The organism is Streptomyces sp. NPDC028289, from assembly GCF_055565975.1.
In genome coordinates this window covers 217,208-241,356 of record NZ_JBVHTI010000003.1, presented here as the reverse complement: position 1 = coordinate 241,356, position 24,149 = coordinate 217,208, and the positions used below count along the sequence as shown (strand labels likewise).

The window sequence follows — 24,149 nt, the reverse complement described above, 5'->3', positions numbered from 1 at the left end:
GCGCGACCGCCCACGCGCGGGCCGAGGCGCGGGAGCGCGCGGCTCGGAGCGAGGGATCCCCGTCGCGCGCTGGAACCGGCCCCGCGCGCCGGGCGGAACCACCCGGGCGTGTGGGGCGCATGAAGTCGTGCAGCGGATGCGGGGCTTCGGGCGTACGGTCTGAAACATGCGCATTGTCATCGCTGGTGGTCATGGTCAGATCGCGTTGCGGCTGGAGCGGCTGCTCTCCGCGCGCGGGGACGAGGTCGCGGGAATCATCCGCAACGCCGAGCAGGGCGACGACCTGCGGGCGGCCGGTGCCGAACCGGTGCTGCTGGACCTGGAGTCGGCGTCGGTCGACGAGGCCGCGGCTCTTCTGCAGGGGGCGGACGCGGCGGTGTTCGCGGCGGGCGCGGGCCCGGGCAGCGGCACGGCCCGCAAGGAGACGGTGGACAAGGGCGCGGCGGTGTTGTTCGCGGACGCGGCCGTGCGCGCGGGCGTGCGCCGTTTCGTGGTCGTCTCCTCCATGGGCGCGGATCCGGCGCACCAGGGCGACGAGGTCTTCGACGTGTATCTGCGGGCCAAGGGTGCGGCCGACGCATATGTGGCCGGGCAGAACGCCCTGGACTGGACGATCCTGCGCCCCGGTGCGCTGACGGACGCGCCGGGCACGGGTCTGGTGCGTCTGGAGGCGCACACGGGCCGGGGTGCGGTCACGCGCGACGATGTGGCCGCCGTACTGGCCGAGTTGGTGGACACCTCGGCGACGGCCGGCCTGACCCTGGAGCTGATCGGCGGGTCGACGCCGGTCACGGTGGCCGTGAAGTCGGTGGCCGGGAACTGAGTTCTCAGAACAGCGGCAGCTGCCCGGGGAACTCCGGCACGACGTAACCGTCCAACGAGGGCTCTACGGCCCCGATCAGGGCCTGCTGCCGCGAGCCGGAGCAGGAGACCAGTTCCCCGGCCTCCCGCGCCCCGGGCGGGTCGTGCCGTGCGAAACGGCCCGCCACGACGGCGATTTCACGGCGGCACACCGGGCAGGTTCTGCGTCGGGAGGACATGTGTTCAGTGTGCCCCGGAGCGGGGCATCCGTGACGGACTGCTGCCCGGCCGCCTCACCGACGAAGCGCCTCCATGATCTTCATCACGCCTCGCCCCGCGTCCGCGGGGCTCCTTCCGCGTCAAGGCATACGCACGGGCACATGACGAAGGGCCCGTGACCTGCTTGATCGCAGGTCACGGGCCCTTCGTTCCCGTGTGGCGGCGCCAGGATTCGAACCTGGGAAGGCTGAGCCGGCAGATTTACAGTCTGCTCCCTTTGGCCGCTCGGGCACACCGCCGGGGTTCTGCCACCAGATCGAACCGCTTTTCGGCGGTGCTCCCTGGCAACGACGTAAACAATACCCGATCCACAGGGGTGCTCCGCCACCCGATTGATCGCCGCCCGCGGGACGCGGGATGGCTAGGCTGGTGCGGATGCGGCCCGGTCCCCACCCCGGGCCCGGCGGCCGCCGCGCGCCGCAACGCATCCCGTCACACCCCCCGATACAAGGAGCCACAGGACATGGCCGACTCCAGTTTCGACATCGTCTCGAAGGTCGAGCGGCAGGAGGTCGACAACGCCCTCAACCAGGCCGCCAAGGAGGTCTCGCAGCGCTACGACTTCAAGGGCGTGGACGCCTCGATCGCCTGGTCCGGCGAGAAGATCCTGATGCAGGCGAACTCCGAGGAACGGGTCAAGGCGATCCTCGACGTCTTCCAGTCGAAGCTGATCAAGCGTGGCATCTCGCTGAAGGCGCTGGACGCGGGTGAGCCGCAGCTCTCCGGCAAGGAGTACAAGATCTTCGCGTCGATCGAGGAGGGAATCTCCCAGGAGAACGCGAAGAAGGTCGCGAAGATCATCCGCGACGAGGGCCCCAAGGGCGTGAAGGCCCAGGTCCAGGGCGACGAACTGCGTGTCAGCTCCAAGAGCCGCGACGACCTCCAGGCCGTGATCGCGCTCCTGAAGGGCCAGGACTTCGACTTCGCGCTCCAGTTCGTGAACTACCGGTAGGCAGCGCCTTCGAAGTACGAGAAGGGCGGGCACCTCGTCGTGCCCGCCCTTCTCGTACTCTCGTGGGTCGGCTCCGGCCGAGGGTGGTCAGTCGCGCGAGTTGCCGAACAGGATGCGGTAGGCGATCAGCAGGACCAGTGCGCCGCCGATCGCCGCGACCCAGGTCGCGCCGTCGTAGAAGTTCTTGGCGATCGGGTGGTCCAGCCAGCGGGCCGATATCCAGCCGCCGAGGAACGCGCCCACGATGCCGATGAGGGTCGTGCCGATGAAGCCGCCCGGGTCGCGTCCCGGCAGCAGGAACTTGGCGATGGCGCCGGCCAACAGTCCCAGGATGATCCAGCTGATGATGCCCATGACCTGAACCTGCCCTTCCGCGCTGCGTTCGCACTCTTCCGGCCCTGTGATTCAGGTCCGGGCCGGCTGTGCCGGACACGTTGGGCCGGACGGGCCGTCGAGCGGTCCGCATGTGTCCGTCGCGCGTGTGTTCGTGCCCTGTCGATGACGAGGACGCCTGCGCGATACCGCACGGTTGCAGTGATCAGTAGGGTGCGCCGCATGGCTTCCACTCCTCCTTCCGGTCTGCGGCGCACACTGGGCGTGCACGATGCCGTGGTCGTCGGCCTGGGCTCGATGGTCGGGGCCGGAGTGTTCTCCGCCCTCGGCCCCGCGGCCCGCGCGGCCGGGTCGGGGCTGCTTCCCGCGCTGGCCGTCGCCGCGCTGGTCGCCTACTGCAACGCCATGTCCTCGGCGCGCCTGGCCGCCCGGTACCCGCAGTCGGGCGGCACCTACGTGTACGGGCGGGAGCGGCTCGGCGCCTTCTGGGGGTACCTCGCGGGGTGGGCGTTCGTCGTCGGCAAGACGGCGTCCTGCGCCGCGATGGCGCTCACCGTGGGCGCGTACGTCTGGCCGGGGCAGGCGCACGCGGTGGCGGTCGCGGCCGTGGTGGCGCTGACCGCCGTGAACTACGGCGGCATCCAGAAGTCGGCCTGGCTGACGCGGGTGATCGTGGCCGTGGTACTGGCGGTCCTCGCTTCCGTGGTGGTCGTGTGCCTGACGTCCGGGGCGGCGGACGCGGGGCGGCTGGACATCGGGCTCTCGGCGGGCGTGGGCGGGGTGCTCGAGGCCGCCGGCCTGCTGTTCTTCGCGTTCGCCGGGTACGCGCGGATCGCGACCCTCGGTGAGGAGGTGCGGGACCCGGCGCGCACCATTCCGCGTGCGATCCCGCTGGCCTTGGGGATCACTCTGGTGGTGTACGCGTGCGTGGCGGTGGCCGCGGTCTCGGTGCTGGGCACGGACGGGCTGGGGCGGGCGGCCGCGCCGCTGGCCGACGCGGTGCGGGCGGCCGGGGTGCCGGGGCTGGTGCCCGTGGTGCGGGTGGGGGCCGCGGTGGCCGCGCTCGGCTCGCTGCTGGCCCTGATCCTCGGAGTGTCGCGGACATCGCTGGCCATGGCCCGCGACGGTCATCTGCCGCGGGCGCTGGCCGCGGTGCACCCACGCTTCCAGGTCCCGCACCGCGCGGAACTGGCGGTCGGCGCGGTGGTCGCCGTGGCGGCGGCGACGGCGGACGTGCGGGGCGCCATCGGATTCTCCTCCTTCGGTGTGCTGGCGTACTACGCGGTGGCCAACGCCTCGGCGTGGACGCTGGATCCGGCAGCGCGGGCGCGGGTGGTACCGGTGGTGGGACTGCTGGGGTGCGTGATCCTCGCTTTCGCGCTTCCGGTGACCTCGGTGGCCGCGGGGGCGGCGGTACTGGCGGTGGGTGCGGTGGCGTACGCCGTACGGCGGTGGATGGCGGCCCGGTAGGCACGGTGGCAGCCACTACGGCAGCGGCCGCGAGCTGCGGCGCGGGACGGTGGCGGCCGCGCTCCGGAGGCGCCCTCTCTCAGAGAGCCTGCTCCGGGGCCGTGCGGGTCCGGAAGTCGGCCCAGGGCGCCAGGTCCGTGCCCGTGTCGGTCTCCTCGTACCAGCCCGTGCCCTCCAGCCAGATGTGCAGCCAGTCAGTAAGGCTGGGCGCGTCCACGAACCAGGCGCCGTCGGCGTCGTCGGCATTGGGCTCGTAGAGCAGGACCGTGGCCTGCGGGGCCCGGCAGTCCACGCACGCGTACATGCCACAGCCCCAGTGGGATATCGGCAGGACACCCTCGGGCCAGGGCCAGTCCGGGTTCTTGCGGCCGTACTCGCGGTTGGCGAGGTACTGGGCGACGGCGGCCGGTTCCCCCGAGGGCGCGGAATCGAGCAGGGGCAGCAGGCCGTACGACGGGCCGAAACCGCCGTCGCCCACCCGCTCGTAGAGCGCGGCGAGGAGGGGCGGCAGCGGGAAGCCGAGGGTCTGACCGGCGCGGTCGAGCGTGGCGGCGTCGACGGGCGCGGGGAGCGAAGGCCAGCCCCACGGCCGGGAGTTGCGGGCCTGAACGGTCACCCGTGTCAGCAACTGCTCGATCTCGGTCATGGCTTCATGATGCAGGCCGCCACCGACAGTCGGCCCGGCCTGTGGACAACCTCCCGCCGACGCTCCGGCCTGTGGACAACTCGTGTGCCGGAGGCGCCGGGTCGGGTCGGACGAAGGCGCCGGGTTGGGTCGGACGAGGTGCGGTCAGCGGGTTGCGAACGGCTGGTCCGTGGGGACGATCTCGCGTCCGAGCGGGAGCAGGGAGACCGGGATCAGCTTGAAGTTGGCGATGCCGAACGGGATGCCGATGATCGTCAGGCACATCGCGACACCGGTGACGATGTGGGCGAGGGCCAGCCACCAGCCCGCGAGGACCAGCCACAGGACGTTGCCGACGCAGGAGGGGGCACCCGCGTCGCGGCGTTCCACGGTCGTGTAGCCGAAGGGCCACAAGGCGTACACGCCGATACGAAAAGCAGCTATACCGAACGGAATGCCGATGATCGTAATGCAGAGGATCACGCCGGCCAGCAGGTAGCCGAGGAACAGCCAGATGCCGCTCAGGACGAGCCAAATGATGTTCAGGATGGTCTTCACTGAGGGCGACCTGCCATCTTCTCTAGCCGGGCGATCCGTTCCGCCATGGGCGGGTGCGTCGAGAACATCTTGGACAGTCCCTGGCCCGGACGGAAGGGGTTCGCGATCATCATGTGGCTCGCGGTCTCGATCCGGGGCTCGGGGGGCAGCGGGAGTTGTTTGGTGCCGGCGTCCAGCTTGCTCAGGGCGCTGGCGAGGGCGAGCGGGTCGCCGGTGAGCTGGGCGCCGGAGGCGTCCGCCTCGTACTCCCGGGAGCGGCTGATCGCGAGCTGGATGAGGCTGGCGGCCAGCGGACCCAGAATCATGATCAGCAGCAGGCCGAGGAAGCCGGGGCCGTCGTCGTCGTCCGAACGGCCGACCGGGATGAGCCAGGCGAAGTTGACCAGGAACATGATCACCGAGGCGAGGGCGCCGGCGACCGAGGAGATGAGGATGTCGCGGTTGTAGACGTGGCTGAGTTCGTGGCCGATGACGCCGCGCAGTTCGCGCTCGTCCAGGATGCGCAGGATCCCCTCCGTGCAGCACACGGCGGCGTTGCGCGGATTGCGGCCCGTGGCGAAGGCGTTCGGTGCCTCCGTCGGGGAGATGTACAGGCGGGGCATGGGCTGGCGGGCCTGGGTGGAGAGCTCGCGGACCATCCGGTACAGGGCCGGGGCCTCGAACTCGCTCACGGGGCGCGCGCGCATCGCGCGTAGCGCCAGTTTGTCGCTGTTCCAGTACGCGTACGCGTTCGTGCCGATGGCGACGAGGACCGCGACGATCAGACCCGTTCGGCCGAAGAAGCTGCCGATGACGATGATGAGTGCCGACAATCCCCCGAGGAGAACTGCGGTCCTGAGCCCGTTGTGCCGGCGGTGCACGGTACGCCCTCCAAGTCGTGCGGCAGGGGAACCCTTTGCTTTAGGTGCTGCCTTCCGATCTGCGATGCCACCGGTGTCGTGGTGTCACGTCCAGTGGACCCTCCCGCACTGGTCAACGCCAGGCGACGGCCACTAGTTCCCTTGTGTCCGCTGTGCGCCGGGTGAGCCGTCCGGGTGAGAGGCAGCGCCCGGGCGCAGACGGGTTCGCACGCGCGCGTGAGGCCCCTCAGAACAGGCCGGTGGTGGCGAAGCGCAGTACCAGCTGCGGAGCGCCGGAGAGGACGACGCCGAGGGTGCCGGTGAGGGCGAGCGCGGCCGTGAGAGGGGCGGGGAGGCGGTGCCTGGCGGGCTCGCCCTCGGGGGCACGGAACAGCAGGGCCGTCCACTGGAGGTAGTAGTAGAGGGCGATCACGACGTTGACGGCCATGACGACGGCGAGCCAGCCGAGGCCGGCGTGGACGGCCGCCGAGAAGACGGTGACCTTGGCGAACAGGCCGATGATGCCGGGCGGGAGTCCGGCGAGGCACAGCAGGAAGAACGCCAGGAGCAGGGCGGCGAGCGGGTTCCTGGCGTACAGGCCGCGATAGTCGGAGATCCGGTTGAGCCGCGCGGTACGGGCGACGGCGGCGGCCACCGCGAAGGCGCCGAGGTTCACGGCGGCGTACATGAGGGCGTAGGCGACGGTGGAGCCGACGGCCTTCTGGGCGTCCGCGGTGTATCCGGCGGCGGCGATCGGCACCAGGAGATAGCCGGCCTGGCCCACCGACGACCAGGCGAGCAGTCGTACCGCGCTGTACGCGCGCGTGGCCTGCTGGCGCAGGGCCGCCACGTTGCCGATGGTCATGGTGAGCGCGGCCAGGGCGGCGAGCGCGGGGCCCCAGACGTCGGCGTACGACGGAAAGGCGACGACGGTGACCAGGATCAGCCCGGAGAAGCCGACGGCCTTGCCGACGACGGACAGGTACGCGGCGATCGGGAGCGGGGCTCCGATGTAGGTGTCGGGCACCCAGAAGTGGAAGGGGACGGCGGCCGTCTTGAACGCGAAACCCACAAGGGTGAGGACGACGCCCGTCTGGGCGAGCGTGTGCAGTTGTCCGTCGACGTGCTGGAGGCGGCCGGCGACCTGGGTGAGGTAGAGGCTGCCGGTGGTGGCGTACACGAAGCTGATGCCCATGAGGCTGACGGCGGTCGCGGTCACCGAGGACAGGAAGAACTTCAGGGCCGCTTCCGAGGACCTCTCGTCGCCGTGCCGGATGCCGACGAGGGCGAAGGCGGGGAGGGAAGCGACCTCCAGGGCGACGATCAGGGTGGCGAGGTCGCGGGAGGCGGGCAGCAGGGCGGCGCCGGCGGCCGAGGAGAGCAGCAGGAACCAGAACTCGCCCTGGGGGAAGCGGCGGTTGCCGTCCTTCAGGGTGGTGACGGACAGCAGGGCCGTGAGCAGGGCACCGCCGAGGACGAGGAACTGCACGACCAGGGTGAACCGGTCAGCTGTGTAGCTGCACGCGCGCGTGCTGCCGGTCAGGCAGAAGGTGCTGCGGTCGTGGTCGAGGAGCGGGAGCAGCAGGAGGGCGGCCGCGGCGAGTCCGGCGACCGAGATCCAGCCGAGGAGCGGCTTCCTGGTCTCGGGTACGAACAGGTCGGCGACCAGGACGACCAGGCCGACGACCGCGGTGAGGGTGGGCGGGGCGATGGCGAGCCAGTCGACGGACTGGACGAGGTTCGCGGCCAGCGGCTGGGCCAGGGCGCTCATCGGGTGCCTCCTGCGAGGAGCTGCTGCACGGCCGGGTCGGTCAGGCCGAGCAGGGCCTTCGGCCACAGTCCGGCGACGACGGTGAGGGCGACGAGCGGGGTCCAGGCCGCGAATTCGTAGCTGCGGACGTCCGCGAGCCTCGGCACTTCCTGCGATGCGGCGCCCATGCACACGCGGCGGACCACGGCCAGCATGTAGGCGGCCGTCAGCAGGGTGCCGAAGGCCGCGATCGCCATGAAGGTCAGGAAGGCCGGGCGGCTGAGGCCGGCGGCGGGCTTGAACGAGCCGAACAGGGCCAGCATCTCGCCCCAGAACCCGGCGAGTCCCGGCAGCCCGAGCGAGGCGACGGCGGCGAACGCGAGCAGTCCGCCGAGGCGCGGTGCCCTGCCGTACAGCGCGGCCCCCGTCTCCTCGGCCAGGGTGTCCAGGTCGGTCGTGCCGGTGCGGTCCTTCAGGCCGCCGACCAGGAAGAACAGCAGGCCGGTGATGAGGCCGTGGGCGATGTTGGCGAACAGGGCGCCGTTGACGCCGGTCGGGGTCATGGTGGCGATACCGAGCAGGACGAAGCCCATGTGGCCGACGGAGGAGTAGGCGATCAGCCGTTTGAGGTCGCCCTTCGCACCGCGCTTGGCCAGGTTCAGGCAGGCCAACGACCCGTAGATGATCCCGACGACTGCGAAGGCGGCCAGATAGGGCGCGAAGGTGCGGAAACCGTCGGGCGCGGCCGGCAGCAGGATCCGGACGAACCCGTACGTGCCCATCTTCAGCAGGACACCGGCCAGCAGCACGGAGCCGACGGTGGGCGCGGCGGTGTGGGCGTCCGGCAGCCAGCTGTGCAGCGGCCACATCGGGGTCTTGACCGCGAGCCCGATCCCGATCGCAAGAACGGCGATGACCTGCACGGATGTGGTCAGCGACCGGCCGTTGCCAGTGGCGAGTGCCACCATGTCGAAGGTGCCCGCCTTGATTCCGATCAGGAGCAGGCCGAGCAGCATGACGACGGATCCGAGCAATGTGAAGAGGATGAACTTCCAGGCGGCCCGGGTCCGTCCCGCCCCGCCCCAGCGGGCGATGAGGAAGTACATCGGGATGAGCACCGTCTCGAACGCGAGGAAGAACAGCAGCAGGTCGAGGACGGCGAAGCTCGCGAGGACGCCGGATTCCAGGACGAGCAGCAGGGCGACGAAGGCCTTCGGGGACGGCCCCGCGGGCGGGTTGAAGTACGAGTAGAGCGCGCAGAGGAAGGTCAGCAGCGCGGTCAGGACCACGAGGGGGAGGGAGATGCCGTCGATGCCGAGGTGGATGCGCACGTCGAGTGCGGGGATCCAGCTGATGTCGGTCGTGGCCTGCATCTTCGACGGGTGGCCGCTGTCGAAGCCGAGCGCGAGGACGATCGCGGCGACGAGGATCGCGCCGGTCACGGTCACGCCGTGCCGGAGTACGGCCTGCTCGGGCGTCTTCCCCTTCAGCCCGGGCGGGGCGGGCAGCAGGGCGGCGACGGCGCCGAGAAGCGGGCCTACGACGATCAATGCCAGAAGGAACTGCATCACGGACTCGCTGATATCGATCACGCCTGCTCACGCTCCCGTGGCGACGAGGAGGACGGCGACCGCCAGGACGACGGTGCCGGCGAGCAGCGCGCTCACATAGGTCTGGACGTTGCCGGTCTGGGCGCGCCGTACGGCGGCGCCGAGCAGGCGGGGCGCGGCGGCCGCGCCTCGGACGTAGGTGTCGACGACCTCGCGGTCGAGGAACTGGACGAGGCTCGCCGCGGCCAGGACCGGGCGGACGAACAGCGCGTCGTAGACGGCATCCAGGTGGAAGCCTTCGGCCGCGTGCCGGTGCAGCGGGCCGAGCAGCAGCCGGCCGGGGTCCGCCGGATCGGGTGCGTAGGCCACGTCGCCGAACGCGGGCCTGTGGGCGGCGATGGCCTCGGCCTCGACCAGTCCGGCGTCGCCCTCCGGGTGGGCGGCGACGGCACCCAGCGGGGCGCGGGCGGCCGGCGTCCTGGTGCGCTGCCAGGCGCCGTAGGTGACGAGTCCGCCGGCGAGCGCGAGGCCGGTGCCGAGGATCGAGGTGGTCAGGGTCGGGGTGAGGGCGCGGCTGTCGAACCAGCCGGGCAGCGACCGGTAGGCGAACCCGCCGAACGCGAGGGACGGCACGGCCAGGACCCACAGGACGACGGTCATGGACAGCGGCTGCCTGCCGTGGTCCGGTGCCTCGGCCCCCCGGCCCCGGAAGGTGAGCAGCCACAGCCGGGTCGCGTACGCGGCGGTGAGCAGGGCGGTGACGAGGCCTGCGACCAGGACGATCCAGCCGGCGCTGCCGGGGGCTTGCTCGGTGTGGCCGGTGGCGACATGCTCGGCGGCGCCCAGGACGGACTCCTTCGAGAAGAAGCCGCTGAAGGGAGGGATCGCGGCCAGCGCGAGCAGGGCCACGGTCATCGTCCAGTAGGCGTCCGGGACGCGGTCGCGCAGGCCGGAGGTGCGGGACATGACGGCCAGCGAGTTGGTGCCCGAGGCGTGGATGATCACGCCGGCCGCGAGGAAGAGCAGTGCCTTGAAGGCGCCGTGCGACAGGAGGTGGAAGACGGCGGCACCACGGTCGCCGACGGCGAGGGCGCCGGTCATGTAGCCGAGCTGACCGATCGTCGAGTAGGCGAGGACCCGCTTGATGTCGTCCTGGGCGAGCGCGGCGAGGGCCGAACCGACCATCGTGACGGCGCCCATGACGGCGAGGACGACCATCACGGCCGCACTGGCCTCGAAGACCGGAAGGAGACGGGCGACGAAGTAGACACCGGCGGCGACCATCGTCGCGGCGTGGATCAGCGCGGAAACGGGGGTCGGGCCGGCCATCGCGTCGGGGAGCCAGGTGTGCAGCGGGAACTGCGCGGACTTGCCGGCCACGCCGCACAGGAGCAGCAGGCCGACCAGGGTCGGATGGTGCAGCCCGCCGTTCGCGACGGTGCCGAGGACCGTGGTGATGCGGAACGACCCGGCATCGGTGGCCAGCGCGAACAGGCCGATCAGGAACGGCACGTCGCCGAGCTTGGTGACCAGGAAGGCCTTGACGGAGGCGGCGCGCGCCTCGGGAGTCTCCCAGTAGTGGCCGACCAGGAAGTAGGAGCAGATGCCCATGACTTCCCAGCCGACCAGCAGCACGATCAGGTCGCCGGAGTAGACGACCAGCAGCATCGCGGAGGTGAACAGGGAGACGAGGGCGGCGTACGAGGGGTAGCGCGGGTCGTCGCGGAGGTAGCCGGTCGAGTAGATCTGCACGCAGGTGGCGACGAAGGCGACCAGGACCGCGACGAGGGCGGCGAAGCCGTCGATGTGCAGGGCGAGTTCGATCGGGACCGAGCCGGTCGGAGTGAGCTCGGTGTGGGCGTCCACGGCCTGGCCGCCGCCCTGGTCGGCGGCGACCGTGCAGGCGAGGGCCAGCGCGGCGAGCGCCGGCAGGACCGCCAGCGGGCGGACGAACCCGGGAGCGGTGCGCCCCAGGAGCAGTCCGGCGGCGGCGCCGAGGAAGGGCAGGAGGGGGACGAGGACGGCGAGGGTGGTCGTGGTCACGCGGTGGCCTCAGCCTTCTCGTCGGCCGACCCGCCCGTGGGCGTGCCGCCCTCGTGGCCCTCGGCGGTGTCGCGGAGCCGGTCGATGTCCGAGGTGCCGCGGTTGCGGTAGACGGCGAGGACGATCGCCAGGCCGATGCCGATCTCGGCGGCGGCGATGGCGATGGTGAACAGGGTCAGGGCCTGGCCGGAGTGCAGTGCGTCCCGGGCGGCCTTGCTCAGCCAGACGTCGAAGGCGACGAGGTTGAGGTTGACGGCGTTGAGCATCAGCTCGACCGACATCAGGACCAGGATCGCGTTGCGGCGGGCGAGGACGCCGTACAGGCCGGTGCAGAAGAGGAGAGCGGAGAGAACGGCGGGATAGGCGAGGTGCATCAGCGGGCGCCTTCCTGCTCGGATTCCTGCTCGGATTCCCGCTCGTTCTCCTGATCGCTTTCCTGCTCGATCGGGTGAATCCCGGAATCTGTGGCGGAGGGGGAACTCTGCGTGACGACCCGTCCGTTCACGGGGGGCGGGGCCGACTCCGCCTTCGCCTTCCGGGACAGGACGATCGCGCCGACCAGGGCCGCCAGGAGGAGGACGGAGAGGGCCTCGAAGGGCAGGACCCAGTTCTGGAAGAGGCTCGCGCCGGTGACCTTCGTCGAGCCGGCGGCGGCGCCGTCCAGGTCGATCCAGGTGGTACGGAACGCGTCCACGACCACCCAGACCAGAGCGGCCGCGGCGGCCACGGCGACGGCCAGCGCGACCCAGCGGTTTCCGGAGTCGGCATCCGGGGAGCGGCCGATCGGGGCCTTGGTGAGCATCAGACCGAAGAGAAGGAGGACGACGACGGAACCCACATAGATGAGGACCTGCACCCAGGCGATGAACTCGGCGGTGAGCAGGAGGTATTCGACGGCGAGCCCGCCGAGGGCGACCACCAGCCACAGGGCGGCGTGCACCAGCTGGCGGGTGGTGACCGTGACGAGGGCGGCGCCGAAGGTGACCAGGCCGACGAGAAGGAACGCGATCTCGACGCCGGTCGGGGACAGGAAGCCGTGCGGCGCTTGGGCGAGCGGGCTCACGCCTCCCCCTCCCCCGGCTCGACCCGGTCGGCGGCCTGCTCGGTCTGAGCGACCTGGGCAGCTTGGGCGGCCTCGAGCTTCTCAGCGGCCTTGCGGGCGGCGGTGATCTCCTTCGGCTCCTCCGCGCCGGGGTCGAGGGCGGGCGGGGCCGGGACCGTCCACATCCACTCACGGAGCTTGTCGCGTTCGTGGGTGAGCTCGCGGATGTCGGTCTCGGCGTACTCGAACTCCGGGGACCAGAACAGGGCGTCGAAAGGACACACCTCGATGCAGATACCGCAGTACATGCACAGGGAGAAGTCGATGGCGAAGCGGTCCAGGACGTTGCGGCTGCGCTCACGGCCGCCCGGGGCCGCCGCCGGGACGGTCTCCTTGTGGGAGTCGATGTAGATGCACCAGTCGGGGCACTCACGGGCGCAGAGCATGCAGACCGTGCAGTTCTCCTCGAACAGCCCGATCACACCGCGGGTGCGGGGCGGGAGGTCGGGAAGGGCGTCCGGGTACTGCTCGGTGACCGACTTCCGGGTCATCGTGCGCAGGGTGACGGCCAGGCCCTTGGCCAGGCCCGAGCCAGGGATGGGGGCCACTAGGAGATCACCACCTTGACGATGCCGGTGAGGGCGATCTGGGCGAGAGAAAGGGGGACGAGGAGGGTCCAGGAGAACTTCTGCAGCTGGTCCTCGCGCAACCGGGGGTAGGTCACGCGGAGCCAGATCACGACGAAGGCGAGGAGCGCCGTCTTCAGGAGGGTCCACAGCCAGCCGAGGCCGTCCGCACCCCACGGGCCGTGCCAGCCGCCCAGGAAGAGGACGGTGGTCAGGCCGCACAGGACGACGATCCCGGCGTACTCGGCGAGCAGGAACAGGGCGAAGCGCAGGCCGGTGTACTCGGTGTACGCGCCGAAGATGATCTCGGAGTCGGCGACGGGCATGTCGAACGGCGGCCGCTGGAGTTCCGCGAGGCCGGCGACGAAGAAGACCAGGCCGCCGGTGATCTGCCAGGGCAGCCACCACCAGTGGAAGGCGCCGACGATTCCCGGCAGGGAGACGGTACCGGCCGCCATCGCCACGGAGGCGGCGGCGAGCAGCATCGGGAGTTCGTAGGCGAGGAGCTGGGCGGCGGTGCGCAGGCCGCCGAGGAGGGAGAACTTGTTGGCGCTGGCCCAGCCGGCCATGAGCGAGCCGAGGACGCCGACGCCCATCACGGCCAGCACGAAGAACACACCCGCGTCCAGGACCTGGCCGACCGCGCCCTCGCCCGGGCCGATCGGGATGGCGAGCAGCACGAGCAGATACGGGAGGAGGGCCACCGCGGGGGCCAGTTGGAAGACGCGGCGGTCCGCGCCGGCCGGGACCACGTCCTCCTTCTGCGCGAACTTCACGCCGTCGGCGATCAGCTGGGCCCAGCCGTGGAAACCACCGGCGTACATCGGGCCGAGGCGGCCCTGCATATGGGCCATCACCTTGTGCTCGGTCTGACCGACGATCAGAGGGAAGGTGAGGAAGACGACGAACACGAGGAGGAGTCGCAGGGCGACGTCCAGAGCGTCGTTCACTGCGGGCCTCCTGGGGGGTCGTCGTCGCGGGCAGGGTGTTCGGGGGCGGTGTCGTCGGGGGTAGGAGCTTCTGGCGCGGGCTCAGGGGTGGGGGCTTCGGAGGCCGGTGCCTCCGGGGCTGATGGTTCAGAGCCGGGCGCCCCGGGCTCCCCGGGCTGCGCGGACTCGGCAGGGTTCGGCTCGGGCTCCGCGGGCGCGGCCGGGTTCGACTCCCCCGGATCCGAACCCGTATCCGAACCCGACGCCGAGGCCGTTGGTTCCGGTCCGGTCGGCTCCGGCCCGGTCGGGTCCGGTGCCGTCGGCTCCCCCGCCGCCGGCTCCTCTGCCCTGGTCCCGGTCTCGGCACCCTCCGTCGGGTCGGCCGACGTTCCGCCACCTGGCCCCCCGGCCTCCGGTTCGTCGAAGGCCGGACGGGCGTGGTGCCACGGCGCGTCCGAGCTGCGGGGGGTTGCGGGGCGGGCCGGGGTGGCAGGCACCTCCGGCGTGTCCGTCTCTGCCTCCGTCTCCGTTTCCTGCGCGCGCTGGGAAGTGGAGCCGCCCGAGGCAGTACGCGTCCGGCGTGGCCCGCGGGGAGCAGCCGACGGCCCCGCCGCCCGAGCGGTCCCCTCTGCGCCGACGCCTTCCGGAGCGGCCTCAGTGGGCGCGTCCTCCGCACCGGAGGCTGCCCGCTGCGAAGCCGACCCCGCGCTCGCGCTCCGTGCCCTGCGCGGAGTGGCCGTCGGCCCCGCCGCACCCGGCGCCGCAGTCGCCTCGGCGGCCTCGGCCGCTTGGCTCGCCGAGCCCTCCGCGGCCGTGCGGGAGCGGCGCACCGGGCGGTCGTCGGCCGCGCGGGGCGGCCGGTCGCCTGCTGCGCGGCTTGCCGCGGTGCGGGCCGGGCGGGCGGGGGCGGCCGGGAGTTGGCCCTTGAGGGGGCCCCACTCGTTCGGGTCGGGGACACCCGGGGGGAGCATCTGGCGGCGCTTGGGACCGCCGTGGTCGGACTCGCCCGGTTCCTTGGCGCCGGGCCAGGCCTTCGCGACGCGGGCGGCGAGCACGAAGTCCTTGCGGAGGGGGTGGCCCTCGAAGGTCTCCGGGAGGAGGAGGTGGTCCAGGCCGGGGTGGCCGGTGAAGCGGACGCCGAACATCTCGTGGGTCTCGCGTTCGTGCCAGCGGGCGCCCGCGTAGACGCCGACGGCGGACGGGAGTTCGGGGGCGGCGTGCGGGACCGTCGTGCGCAGGAGCAGCCGGCGGACCGGGGCGAGGGCGACGACGTGGGCGGAGACGCGGAATCCGGTGCCGGGTTCGTCGACCGCGCTCAGCCAGTCGAAGTAGGTGCAGGAAAGAGTCGTACGGGCGATCTCCAGGGCGGCGAGCCAGGAGGAGGGAGGAACGTCGACCGTCAGGACGTCGTAGGACTCGTCGGCCGTGGCGTCCGTGCCGAAGAGTTCCTCGACGGGGGCCGGCAGCCAGCCGGCCGGGGCCGTCATCGCGTGTCCCCTTCGTGCTCGGCCCCCGTGGGGGCCGGCGGCAGGACCAGGCCGCTCTGGAGGGCCGCGGCGGAGGGGCGGGGGGTGCCGTAGCGCTCACCCAGGGATTCCGCCGCGATCTTCTCCTGGAGTTTGAGGATGCCCTGGAGGAGCGCCTCGGGGCGCGGCGGGCAGCCGGGGACGTAGACGTCGACGGGGATGATCTGGTCGACGCCCTTGGTGACGGAGTAGGAGTCCCAGTAGGGGCCGCCGCAGTTCGAGCAGGCGCCGAAGGAGATGACGTACTTCGGTTCGGGCATCTGCTCGTACAGGCGCTTGACCGCCGGGGCCATCTTGTCCGTGACCGTGCCCGAGACCACCATCAGGTCGGCCTGGCGGGGGCCCGGCGCGAAGGGGATCACGCCGAGGCGGATGAAGTCGTGGCGGGCCATCGACGCGGCGATGAACTCGATCGCGCAGCAGGCGAGACCGAAGTTGAAGACCCAGAGCGAGTAGCGGCGGCCCCAGTTGAGGACGACCTTCATCGGTTCGGGGGCGAGGCGGGCGAGCGTGCCCAGCCGCTTCGGCTCCGGCAGCGGCACGGGTTCCGGCGTCACGTCCATGTCAGGACGCCCTTCTTGTATGCGTACAGCAGGCCGACGGCGAGGAAGCCGAGGAAGACGAACATCTCCACGAGCGTGGTCGCGCCGTAGCCGGGGGCGGCGAAGACCGTCGCCCAGGGGAACAGGAAGATCGAGTCGACGGCGAAGATGACGTAGAGGAAGGCGTAGACGTAGTAGCGGACCTGGGTGTGGGCCCAGCCCTCGCCGACGGGATCGACGCCGCACTCGTAGGTGAGGAGTTTCTCGGGGGTGGGGACAACCGGGCGCAGCAGCTTGCCGGCGCCGAAGGCCACGGCGACGAAGACCACGCCGACCAGCGTCAGCAGTCCCACGACCGAGTAGGACGCGAAGTAGTCCGCGGCGAGGACCACGGTCGGTTCACCGCCCACCGTCTCCCGCATCGCCCGTCCCTCACTCCCTCGACAGACCACGGGCCCGACCGGCCCGGTGCCGTGACCTCAGTCAACTCTTGATTCGACGATCTGTACGCACGGGAGTCTAGGCCCTGATAAAGACACGGTAAGCAGGCAGTCAGGCGGTGGGACACCCCGGAGACACGGGACCGGGGCCGGCTGGTGGGGTTTTCCCCAGGGTGGCCCGGGCGGGGAACTCCATGGCGTCGTACCACGGCACACGGCACGCTGGCGCATATGACCGCACCAGCACCCCGATCCCCCATCTTCGCCGACGACGGTGAGGACCGCGAGCGACTGCCGCCCGTGCGCTTCGCCTTCGACGGTCACACCTGGAAGGAGATCGCGCACCTCCTGCTGAATCTGCCGATGTCGCTGTTCGGCTTCGTCTATGTCGTCACGACGGTGTGGGTGAGCGGTGTACTGACGCTGACGGTGATCGGCATACCCCTGCTCGCCCTGACCCTGCTGGGCGCCCGGCAGCTGGGGAAGCTGGAACGGGCACGCGCGCGTGCGCTGCTCGGGGTGCGGGTGGAGGAGCCGACCCCGTTGCCGTGGAACCGGCGCGGTGCGCGCTCCGGGCGGCTGTGGATGACGTTGAAGGACCCGGTGGGCTGGCGGACGCTGCTGTACGACTTCATCCGGCTGCCGTGGGGCGTCCTCACCTTCTGCGTCACGCTGGTCTCGCTGTTCGTGCTGTGGCCGGTACTGCCGTTCGTCGCGCGCGGGCTGGCGAACGTGGACCGGGCGATGGTGCGCGGCCTGCTGTCGCCCTCCGACGAGCTGGAGCGCCGTATCGCCGAACTGGAGTCGGACCGGGGGGTGGTCGTCGACACGGCCGCCGCCGACCTGCGGCGCATCGAGCGGGATCTGCACGACGGCGCGCAGGCCCGGCTCGTCAATCTGGCGATGGGGCTTGGCCTGGCGAAGGAGAAGCTCCTGGAGGATCCCGACGCGGCCGCCGCGATGGTCGAGGAGGCGCACGGCGAGGTGAAGCTGGCGTTGCAGGAGCTCAGGGATCTCGCCCGGGGCATCCATCCGGCGGTGCTGACCGACCGGGGGCTGGACGCGGCGCTGTCCTCGGTCGCCTCGCGCTGCACGGTGCCGGTCCAGGTGACCGCCGACCTGCCGTCCAGACCGGCGCCCGCGATCGAGGGCATCGCCTACTTCACCGTCTCCGAGCTGCTGCAGAACATCAGCAAGCACAGTGGGGCGCGTACCGCCTCGGTGGACGTGTGGCGGGCCGACGACCGGCTGCTGATCCAGGTACGGGACGACGGGCGCGGCGGGGCGAGCCTGGACGGCGGCTCCGGGATGCGCGGGCTCGCGGACCGGCTGGGCGCGGTCGACGGCCTGTTCGTCGTCGACTCACCGGCCGGTGGGCCCACGACAGTGACCGCGGAGCTGCCCTGGCGCGACCGGGCGTAGGCGGCGCAGGGGGTGGGGAAAACCCCCCGCTCAAGACGCCGACGGACTCCATGGTTCCGCGATCTGCTGCAGAGCAGGGTGGAGATACCGCAGGACAGGGCCGATGAGGCTGGAACAGGACGGGACGGCGCCGATGGCCACGGAGTACGGACACGAGTACGGGTACGGGCAGGACCACGGATACGGCTACGAGCCGTACGGCGAGCGCCCGCATCGGGTGCCGGCGGTGCTGCGGGCGCCGTTCGAGGCGCGCAGCTGGCGTGAGTTCGGCTATGTCCTGCTGGGCCTGCCGGTCGGCGTCACGCTGTTCGTGTGGACCGTGACGATGCTGTCCCTCGGTGCCGGGCTGCTGGTGACCTTCGTCGGGATCCCGCTGCTGGCGGTGGCCCTCGCCGGGTGCCGTGGCTTCGGGGCACTGGAACGGGCACGCGCGCGCGGGCTGCTGAAGCTGGAGGTGGCCGACCCGGAGCCGCTGCGGATGCGCAAGCCGGGGTTCTTCGCCTGGGTCGGCGCGGTGCTGAAGAGCGGCACGTCCTGGCGTCATCTGCTGTATGCGGTCCTGCAGTTCCCCTGGTCGATGTTCTCCTTCGTCGTAGCCCTCAACTTCTGGGCGTACGGCTGGGCCCTGTTGACGTACCCGCTGTGGTTCTGGGTGTTCCCGATGTGGGCTGGGCAGGGCGGGCTCCAGCTGTACGGCGACGCTCACCACAGTGTCTACCTCGACAACCCGTTCGAGATCACGGTGACCGCGCTGGTGGGACTGCTGTTCACGCTGGCCACGCCGTGGATCGTCCGGGCGCTGACGCTGGTGGACCGGGTGATGGTGAACGGGCTGCTGGGGCCGTCGAAGCTGGCGTCGCGGGTGGTGGAGCTGGAGTCGGACCGGGGGGTCGTCGTGGACACCGCCGCCGCCGATCTGCGGCGGATCGAGCGGGATCTGCACGACGGGGCGCAGGCGCGGCTGGTGGCGCTGGCCATGGATCTGGGACTGGCGAAGGAGAAGCTGCGGGAGGATCCGCAGGTCGCGGCACGGATGGTGGACGAGGCGCACGGTGAGGTGAAGACCGCGCTGCAGGAGCTGCGGGACCTGGCCCGCGGGATCCATCCGGCCGTGCTGACCGACCGGGGGCTGGATGCGGCGCTGTCCTCGGTGGCCTCGCGGTGCACGGTGCCGGTGCGGGTGGAGGTCGATCTGGCGGAGCGGCCGGCGGCGGCGATCGAGGGGATCGCGTACTTCACGGTGTCCGAGTTGCTGCAGAACGTCAGCAAGCACGCGCGGGCGAGTGAGGCGACGGTGGATGTGTGGCGGAGTGCGGACCGGTTGATGCTGCAGGTCGTGGACGACGGGGTGGGGGGTGCGGACACGGCGAGGGGGTCAGGGCTGGCGGGGCTGGCCGAGCGGCTGGACGCGGTCGACGGGATCCTGGTGGTGGACTCGCCGGTGGGCGGGCCTACGCGGGTGACGGCGGAGCTGCCCTGGCGTGGCTGAGGGCGGGTTCTCGGCCCCCGCCGCCCCTACCCGTCCCGTCCTTCCAGGGGGTGGGCCCCCTTCGACCGCCCGTTTCGGGAGCTGCCGCCCCCGGACCCCCGCTTCGGCCTGAACGGCCTCGTCCTCAAACGCCGGACGGGCTGGGGGGGGTGCGGACCGGCTCTCGTCCTCAGCCGGACGGGCTGGTGCGGACCGGCTCTCGTCCTCAGCCGGACGGGCTGAGAGGGAGTGCGGGCCGAGAGGGGGTGCGGACCGGCATTCGTCCGTACCCCGCGGCCTGTTTTGGTTCGCCTCCTGTCGTTACCCGCACGCACTCCGATCCGAATGCTGGAATGCTGGACTTTCGGACAGGGCAGGCATGTACGCCGGACGGGGTGTGGGGGGCCGGGAGATCGTGGAGGACAGGGTGCGGGTGGTCATCGCCGAGGATTCCGTGCTGCTCAGGGAGGGGCTTACCCGGCTGCTGACCGATCGGGGGCATGACGTCGTCGCGGGCGTCGGGGACGCGGAGGCGCTGGTCAAGACCATCGCCGACCTGGATGCCCAGGGCGCGCTGCCGGACGTCGTGGTCGCGGATGTGCGAATGCCGCCGACACACACGGACGAGGGCGTCCGGGCCGCCGTTCGGCTGCGGAAGACGTATCCGGGGCTCGGGGTGCTGGTGCTGTCGCAGTACGTGGAGGAGCGCTACGCCACCGAACTGCTGGCCGGTTCCAGCCGGGGCGTGGGGTACCTGTTGAAGGACCGGGTCGCCGAGGTGCGGGAGTTCGTGGACGCCGTGGTGCGGGTCGCCGAAGGAGGTACGGCGCTCGATCCGGAGGTCGTCGCCCAGCTGCTGGGGCGGAGCCGCAAGCAGGACGTGCTGGCGGGCCTCACCCCGCGGGAGCGGGAGGTGTTGGGGCTGATGGCCGAGGGGCGGACGAACTCGGCGATCGCCCGGCAGCTGGTGGTGAGCGACGGAGCCGTCGAGAAGCACGTCAGCAACATCTTTCTCAAGCTCGGGCTCTCCCAGAGCGACGGTGATCACCGGCGTGTTCTGGCCGTTCTGACGTATCTGAACTCCTGACGGGCCGACGGCACCGTGTCGGCACCGGATGGCGGCCAGGGGGAGGGAAAATCGTGACAAGTCAGGGCGACAGGTCGTCTCAGAACTCCGTCCAGCATGCGAGCAGGCACGGGAAGGCGACCCTAACCGACGTAGGGTTGATTACGGGATGGTCCGTGGGACGGCCACGCCCGGACAGCCGCCTCGAAGGAGGTCCAGTTCAGTGACCAGCCAGGTCAGCAGGACAACGGAACAGGCCGACGGAACCGTCGTTGGAGAGCAGCGCAAGCCGGGCGGTGTGAAGGCCGTCCGGCGCCTCGATCGGGTGATCATCCGGTTCGCGGGGGACTCGGGTGACGGTATGCAGCTCACCGGTGACCGGTTCACGTCGGAGACCGCGTCCTTCGGCAACGATCTGTCCACCCTGCCGAACTTCCCCGCCGAGATCCGGGCCCCCGCAGGCACTCTGCCGGGGGTTTCGTCGTTCCAGTTGCACTTCGCCGACCACGACATCCTCACCCCGGGTGACGCGCCGAACGTACTGGTCGCGATGAACCCGGCCGCGTTGAAGGCGAACATCGGGGATCTGCCGCGCGGCGCGGAGATCATCGTCAACACGGACGAGTTCACGAAACGGGCGATGCAGAAGGTCGGCTACGACGCCTCGCCCCTGGAGGACGGGTCACTCGACGGCTACAGCCTCCATCCGGTGCCGCTGACCACGCTCACCGTGGAGGCACTCAAGGAATTCGACCTCAGCCGCAAGGAGGCCGAGCGCAGCAAGAACATGTTCGCGCTCGGCCTCTTGTCATGGATGTACCACCGGCCGACCGAGGGCACGGAGAGATTCCTCCAGCAGAAGTTCGCCCGCAAACCCGAGGTCATGAAAGCCAACCTGGCGGCCTTCCGGGCGGGCTGGAACTTCGGCGAGACGACGGAGGACTTCGCCGTCTCCTACGAGATCGCTCCGGCGACGACCGCGTTCCCGGTCGGCACATACCGGAACATCTCCGGGAACCTGGCCCTGGCCTACGGCCTGGTCACCGCGTCCCGACAGGCGGACCTGCCGCTGTTCCTCGGGTCGTACCCGATCACCCCGGCCTCCGACATCCTGCACGAGCTGTCCAAGCACAAGAACTTCGGTGTGCGGACCTTCCAGGCCGAGGACGAGATCGCCGGCATCGGCGCGGCCCTGGGGGCGGCGTTCGGCGGCTCGCTGGCGGTGACGACGACCTCCGGCCCCGGTGTCGCCCTGAAGGCGGAGACGGTCGGGCTCGCGGTCTCGCTGGAGCTGCCCCTGCTGGTCGTCGACATCCAGCGGGGCGGGCCGTCCACCGGGCTGCCGACCAAGACCGAGCAGGCGGACCTGCTGCAGGCGATGTACGGCCGCAACGGCGAGGCACCGGTCCCGGTGATCGCCCCGCGCACGCCGGCCGACTGCTTCGACGCGGCGCTGGAGGCGGCCCGGATCGCGCTGACGTACCGGACGCCCGTGATGCTGCTCTCCGACGGCTACCTGGCCAACGGCAGCGAGCCCTGGCGGATCCCGGAGCTGGAGGAGCTTCCCGACCTGCGGGTGCAGTTCGCGAGCGGCCCCAACCACACCCTTGAGGACGGCACCGAGGTCTTCTGGCCGTACAAGCGCGACCCGCAGACGCTGGCCCGCCCGTGGGCCATCCCCGGCACTCCCGGTCTCGAACACCGCATCGGCGGCATCGAGAAGCAGGACGGCACGGGCAACATCTCGTACGACCCCGCCAACCACGACTTCATGGTCCGCACCCGGCAGGCCAAGATCGACGGCATCGACGTCCCCGACCTCGAGGTCGACGACCCGGACGGAGCGCACACCCTGGTGCTCGGCTGGGGATCGACGTACGGGCCGATCACGGCGGCGGTACGGCGGCTGCGGGCGGCCGGTGAGCCGATCGCGCAGGCGCATCTGCGGCACCTCAACCCGTTCCCGAGAAATCTCGGGGCCGTGCTGAGGGGGTACGACAAGGTGGTGATCCCCGAGATGAACCTCGGTCAGCTCGCCACCCTCATCCGGGCGAAGTACCTGGTGGACGCGCATTCGTACAACCAGGTCAACGGCATGCCGTTCAAGGCCGAGCAGCTCGCCACGGCGCTCAAGGAGGCCATCCATGACTGACGCCATGACCGACGCCACGACCGACGCCGACGACGGGCTGCTGCAGCTCGTCCCCAAGGCCGAGGCGAAGCAGTCCATGAAGGACTTCAAGTCCGACCAGGAGGTGCGCTGGTGCCCGGGCTGCGGTGACTACGCGATCCTGGCCGCCGTACAGGGGTTCATGCCGGAACTGGGACTGGCGAAGGAGAACATCGTTTTCGTCTCGGGCATCGGCTGCTCGTCGCGTTTCCCGTACTACATGAACACGTACGGCATGCACTCCATCCACGGCCGCGCCCCCGCGATCGCGACCGGGCTGGCGACCAGCAGGCGTGACCTGTCGGTGTGGGTGGTGACCGGTGACGGTGACGCGCTGTCGATCGGCGGCAACCACCTCATCCACGCCCTGCGCCGCAACGTCAACCTGAAGATCCTCCTCTTCAACAACCGCATCTACGGGTTGACGAAGGGGCAGTACTCACCGACCTCCGAGGTCGGCAAAATCACCAAGTCGACACCGATGGGCTCACTGGACGCCCCGTTCAACCCGGTGTCGCTGGCGATCGGTGCGGAGGCGTCCTTCGTCGCCCGCACGATCGACTCCGACCGCAAGCACCTCACCGAGGTGCTGCGCGCGGCCGCCGCCCACCCGGGCACGGCCCTGATCGAGATCTACCAGAACTGCAACATCTTCAACGACGGCGCCTTCGACGCCCTCAAGGACAAGCAGTCGGCCGAGGAGGCGGTGATCCGCCTGGAGCACGGGAAGCCCATCCGCTTCGGCGCGGACGACGCGCGCGGTGTCGTACGCGACCGGCTCACCGGTGACCTGAAGGTGGTCGACGTGACCGCGGACAACGAGTCCGAGGTCCTCGTCCACGACGCCCACTCCCCTTCCCCGACCACGGCCTTCGCGCTGTCCCGGCTGGCCGACCCCGATTCCCTGCACCACACGCCCCTCGGCGTCTTCCGCTCGGTGGAACGGCCCGTCTACGACGTGCAGATGTCTGGGCAGCTGGACACCGCGGTCGAACAGCACGGCAAGGGCGACCTCGCGACCCTGCTGGCCGGCGGGGACACCTGGACGGTCGTGGGCTGACCGGTCGCGAGTGTGAGTGTGCGAGTGGGGCCCGGACGGTGCGTCCGGGCCCCACTCGCGTCCGCAGCGGCCTCAGGGCCTTCCAGCCTGCCCTGCAGGCGATGGCCTGCAGGCGATGGCCTGCAGGCGATGGCCTGCAGGGCAGGCGTCAGGCGCGCTTGGCGTCGTCGTACGCCTTCCTGGCCCGTTCCACGTCCGCCATCCGCCGCTCGGTCCACAGGGCCAGGTCCCGCACCTGTTGGGCGGCCTCGCGGCCGAGGTCGGTGAGGGAGTAGTCGACGCGGGGCGGGATGACGGGCTTGGCGTCGCGGTGGACGAGGCCGTCGCGTTCCAGGGTCTGGAGGGTCTGGGTGAGCATCTTCTCGCTGACCCGGCCGATCGCGCGGCGCAGCTCGCTGAAGCGGTGCGGACGGTCGAGAAGCTGGATCAGGACCAGGACGCCCCAGCGGCTGGTGACGTGCTCCAGGACCAGGCGGTACGGGCACATCTCCGCGCCGACGACGTACGTCCCGGTCCGCGGTGCGGCTACGACTTCGACTTCGGCTCGGGCTGCGACTTCGGCTCGGGCTTCGGAGGCACTTACGGGCATGCCAGTACCTTACTTCAAAGTGGGTACTTTCCTGTGGTTAGCGCTTCCCTTAGGGTTAGTGGCATCGGA

Annotated in this window: 24 protein-coding genes and 1 tRNA gene; 8 read left to right on the top strand and 17 right to left on the bottom strand. The window is 70.9% G+C overall.

The window, feature by feature from the left end; all coding sequences use genetic code 11:
- Window positions 1-166 precede the first annotated feature (166 nt).
- Window positions 167-823: an SDR family oxidoreductase gene (locus ACZ4UV_RS15200; RefSeq protein ID WP_451016346.1), complete on the top strand. Its 657-nt coding sequence runs from the start codon at window positions 167-169 to the stop codon at window positions 821-823.
- Window positions 824-827: 4 nt separating this feature from the next.
- Here the strand turns inward: ACZ4UV_RS15200 and ACZ4UV_RS15195 are convergent, their stop codons facing one another.
- Window positions 828-1,040: a hypothetical protein gene (locus tag ACZ4UV_RS15195; RefSeq protein ID WP_467838269.1), complete on the bottom strand. Its 213-nt coding sequence runs from the start codon at window positions 1,038-1,040 to the stop codon at window positions 828-830.
- Between the two features lie 197 nt (window positions 1,041-1,237).
- A tRNA-Tyr gene (locus ACZ4UV_RS15190) sits at window positions 1,238-1,319 on the bottom strand.
- A 224-nt stretch (window positions 1,320-1,543) separates the two neighbouring features.
- Between ACZ4UV_RS15190 and ACZ4UV_RS15185 the strand changes: the two genes are divergently transcribed.
- Complete coding sequence (locus ACZ4UV_RS15185) at window positions 1,544-2,032, top strand: YajQ family cyclic di-GMP-binding protein (RefSeq protein ID WP_093499708.1); 489 nt, start codon at window positions 1,544-1,546, stop codon at window positions 2,030-2,032.
- 87 nt (window positions 2,033-2,119) lie between these two features.
- Here the strand turns inward: ACZ4UV_RS15185 and ACZ4UV_RS15180 are convergent, their stop codons facing one another.
- Window positions 2,120-2,386, bottom strand: a complete 267-nt coding sequence (locus ACZ4UV_RS15180) for a GlsB/YeaQ/YmgE family stress response membrane protein (RefSeq protein WP_451020429.1) — start codon at window positions 2,384-2,386, stop codon at window positions 2,120-2,122.
- A 201-nt stretch (window positions 2,387-2,587) separates the two neighbouring features.
- Between ACZ4UV_RS15180 and ACZ4UV_RS15175 the strand changes: the two genes are divergently transcribed.
- Window positions 2,588-3,835: an APC family permease gene (locus ACZ4UV_RS15175; RefSeq protein WP_451020428.1), complete on the top strand. Its 1,248-nt coding sequence runs from the start codon at window positions 2,588-2,590 to the stop codon at window positions 3,833-3,835.
- Between the two features lie 79 nt (window positions 3,836-3,914).
- Here the strand turns inward: ACZ4UV_RS15175 and ACZ4UV_RS15170 are convergent, their stop codons facing one another.
- The 13 genes from ACZ4UV_RS15170 to ACZ4UV_RS15110 form a co-directional block, all read right to left on the bottom strand.
- Entirely contained in the window at window positions 3,915-4,481 is a 567-nt protein-coding gene (locus ACZ4UV_RS15170; protein ID WP_451020427.1) for an SMI1/KNR4 family protein, read from the bottom strand.
- Between the two features lie 144 nt (window positions 4,482-4,625).
- On the bottom strand, window positions 4,626-5,018 hold the full coding sequence (locus ACZ4UV_RS15165; protein WP_451020426.1) for a YccF domain-containing protein: 393 nt from the start codon (window positions 5,016-5,018) through the stop codon (window positions 4,626-4,628).
- On the bottom strand, window positions 5,015-5,878 hold the full coding sequence (gene htpX, locus ACZ4UV_RS15160; RefSeq protein WP_390043334.1) for a zinc metalloprotease HtpX: 864 nt from the start codon (window positions 5,876-5,878) through the stop codon (window positions 5,015-5,017). The genes ACZ4UV_RS15165 and htpX overlap by 4 nt, the downstream gene beginning before the upstream one ends.
- Before the next feature lie 226 nt (window positions 5,879-6,104).
- Window positions 6,105-7,628 carry an NADH-quinone oxidoreductase subunit N gene (locus ACZ4UV_RS15155; RefSeq protein ID WP_451020425.1) on the bottom strand — a complete coding sequence of 508 codons (1,524 nt, stop codon included), beginning with the start codon at window positions 7,626-7,628 and terminating at the stop codon, window positions 6,105-6,107.
- Window positions 7,625-9,199, bottom strand: a complete 1,575-nt coding sequence (locus tag ACZ4UV_RS15150) for a complex I subunit 4 family protein (protein WP_467838262.1) — start codon at window positions 9,197-9,199, stop codon at window positions 7,625-7,627. The genes ACZ4UV_RS15155 and ACZ4UV_RS15150 overlap by 4 nt, the downstream gene beginning before the upstream one ends.
- Before the next feature lie 6 nt (window positions 9,200-9,205).
- Window positions 9,206-11,200, bottom strand: a complete 1,995-nt coding sequence (locus tag ACZ4UV_RS15145) for an NADH-quinone oxidoreductase subunit 5 family protein (protein WP_467838260.1) — start codon at window positions 11,198-11,200, stop codon at window positions 9,206-9,208.
- Window positions 11,197-11,574, bottom strand: coding sequence for an NADH-quinone oxidoreductase subunit NuoK (gene nuoK / locus ACZ4UV_RS15140; protein WP_451020422.1), 378 nt, complete (start codon window positions 11,572-11,574; stop codon window positions 11,197-11,199). The genes ACZ4UV_RS15145 and nuoK overlap by 4 nt, the downstream gene beginning before the upstream one ends.
- Entirely contained in the window at window positions 11,574-12,263 is a 690-nt protein-coding gene (locus ACZ4UV_RS15135) for an NADH-quinone oxidoreductase subunit J family protein (RefSeq protein ID WP_390043326.1), read from the bottom strand. The genes nuoK and ACZ4UV_RS15135 overlap by 1 nt, the downstream gene beginning before the upstream one ends.
- Window positions 12,260-12,850 (bottom strand): NuoI/complex I 23 kDa subunit family protein, encoded by a 591-nt coding sequence (locus ACZ4UV_RS15130; protein ID WP_451020421.1) that lies wholly within the window; start codon window positions 12,848-12,850, stop codon window positions 12,260-12,262. Before ACZ4UV_RS15130 ends, ACZ4UV_RS15135 begins: the two co-directional genes overlap by 4 nt.
- Complete coding sequence (locus ACZ4UV_RS15125) at window positions 12,850-13,818, bottom strand: complex I subunit 1/NuoH family protein (protein ID WP_390043322.1); 969 nt, start codon at window positions 13,816-13,818, stop codon at window positions 12,850-12,852. The genes ACZ4UV_RS15130 and ACZ4UV_RS15125 overlap by 1 nt, the downstream gene beginning before the upstream one ends.
- The gene (locus ACZ4UV_RS15120; protein WP_451020420.1) at window positions 13,815-15,284 is read right to left on the bottom strand and encodes an NADH-quinone oxidoreductase subunit C; all 1,470 of its coding nucleotides are present in this window, start codon (window positions 15,282-15,284) and stop codon (window positions 13,815-13,817) included. Before ACZ4UV_RS15120 ends, ACZ4UV_RS15125 begins: the two co-directional genes overlap by 4 nt.
- Entirely contained in the window at window positions 15,281-15,886 is a 606-nt protein-coding gene (locus ACZ4UV_RS15115) for an NADH-quinone oxidoreductase subunit B (RefSeq protein ID WP_390043318.1), read from the bottom strand. Before ACZ4UV_RS15115 ends, ACZ4UV_RS15120 begins: the two co-directional genes overlap by 4 nt.
- The gene (locus tag ACZ4UV_RS15110) at window positions 15,877-16,287 is read right to left on the bottom strand and encodes an NADH-quinone oxidoreductase subunit A (protein WP_390043316.1); all 411 of its coding nucleotides are present in this window, start codon (window positions 16,285-16,287) and stop codon (window positions 15,877-15,879) included. The genes ACZ4UV_RS15115 and ACZ4UV_RS15110 overlap by 10 nt, the downstream gene beginning before the upstream one ends.
- A gap of 249 nt (window positions 16,288-16,536) precedes the next feature.
- Here ACZ4UV_RS15110 and ACZ4UV_RS15105 point away from each other — a divergent pair, with 249 nt between their 5' ends.
- The 5 genes from ACZ4UV_RS15105 (at window position 16,537) to ACZ4UV_RS15085 (ending at window position 23,491) form a co-directional block, all read left to right on the top strand.
- Window positions 16,537-17,727 (top strand): sensor histidine kinase, encoded by a 1,191-nt coding sequence (locus ACZ4UV_RS15105; RefSeq protein WP_451020419.1) that lies wholly within the window; start codon window positions 16,537-16,539, stop codon window positions 17,725-17,727.
- A gap of 133 nt (window positions 17,728-17,860) precedes the next feature.
- A complete protein-coding gene (locus ACZ4UV_RS15100; protein ID WP_390043473.1) occupies window positions 17,861-19,216 on the top strand; it encodes a sensor histidine kinase in 1,356 nt (451 codons plus the stop codon).
- Between the two features lie 358 nt (window positions 19,217-19,574).
- Complete coding sequence (locus ACZ4UV_RS15095; RefSeq protein ID WP_467838252.1) at window positions 19,575-20,282, top strand: LuxR C-terminal-related transcriptional regulator; 708 nt, start codon at window positions 19,575-19,577, stop codon at window positions 20,280-20,282.
- Window positions 20,283-20,484: 202 nt separating this feature from the next.
- Entirely contained in the window at window positions 20,485-22,413 is a 1,929-nt protein-coding gene (locus ACZ4UV_RS15090; protein ID WP_451022970.1) for a 2-oxoacid:acceptor oxidoreductase subunit alpha, read from the top strand.
- Between the two features lie 4 nt (window positions 22,414-22,417).
- A complete protein-coding gene (locus tag ACZ4UV_RS15085; RefSeq protein ID WP_451022971.1) occupies window positions 22,418-23,491 on the top strand; it encodes a 2-oxoacid:ferredoxin oxidoreductase subunit beta in 1,074 nt (357 codons plus the stop codon).
- A gap of 148 nt (window positions 23,492-23,639) precedes the next feature.
- Here ACZ4UV_RS15085 and ACZ4UV_RS15080 read toward each other — a convergent pair whose 3' ends face one another.
- On the bottom strand, window positions 23,640-23,978 hold the full coding sequence (locus ACZ4UV_RS15080) for a winged helix-turn-helix transcriptional regulator (RefSeq protein ID WP_390043471.1): 339 nt from the start codon (window positions 23,976-23,978) through the stop codon (window positions 23,640-23,642).
- Window positions 23,979-24,149 lie beyond the last annotated feature (171 nt).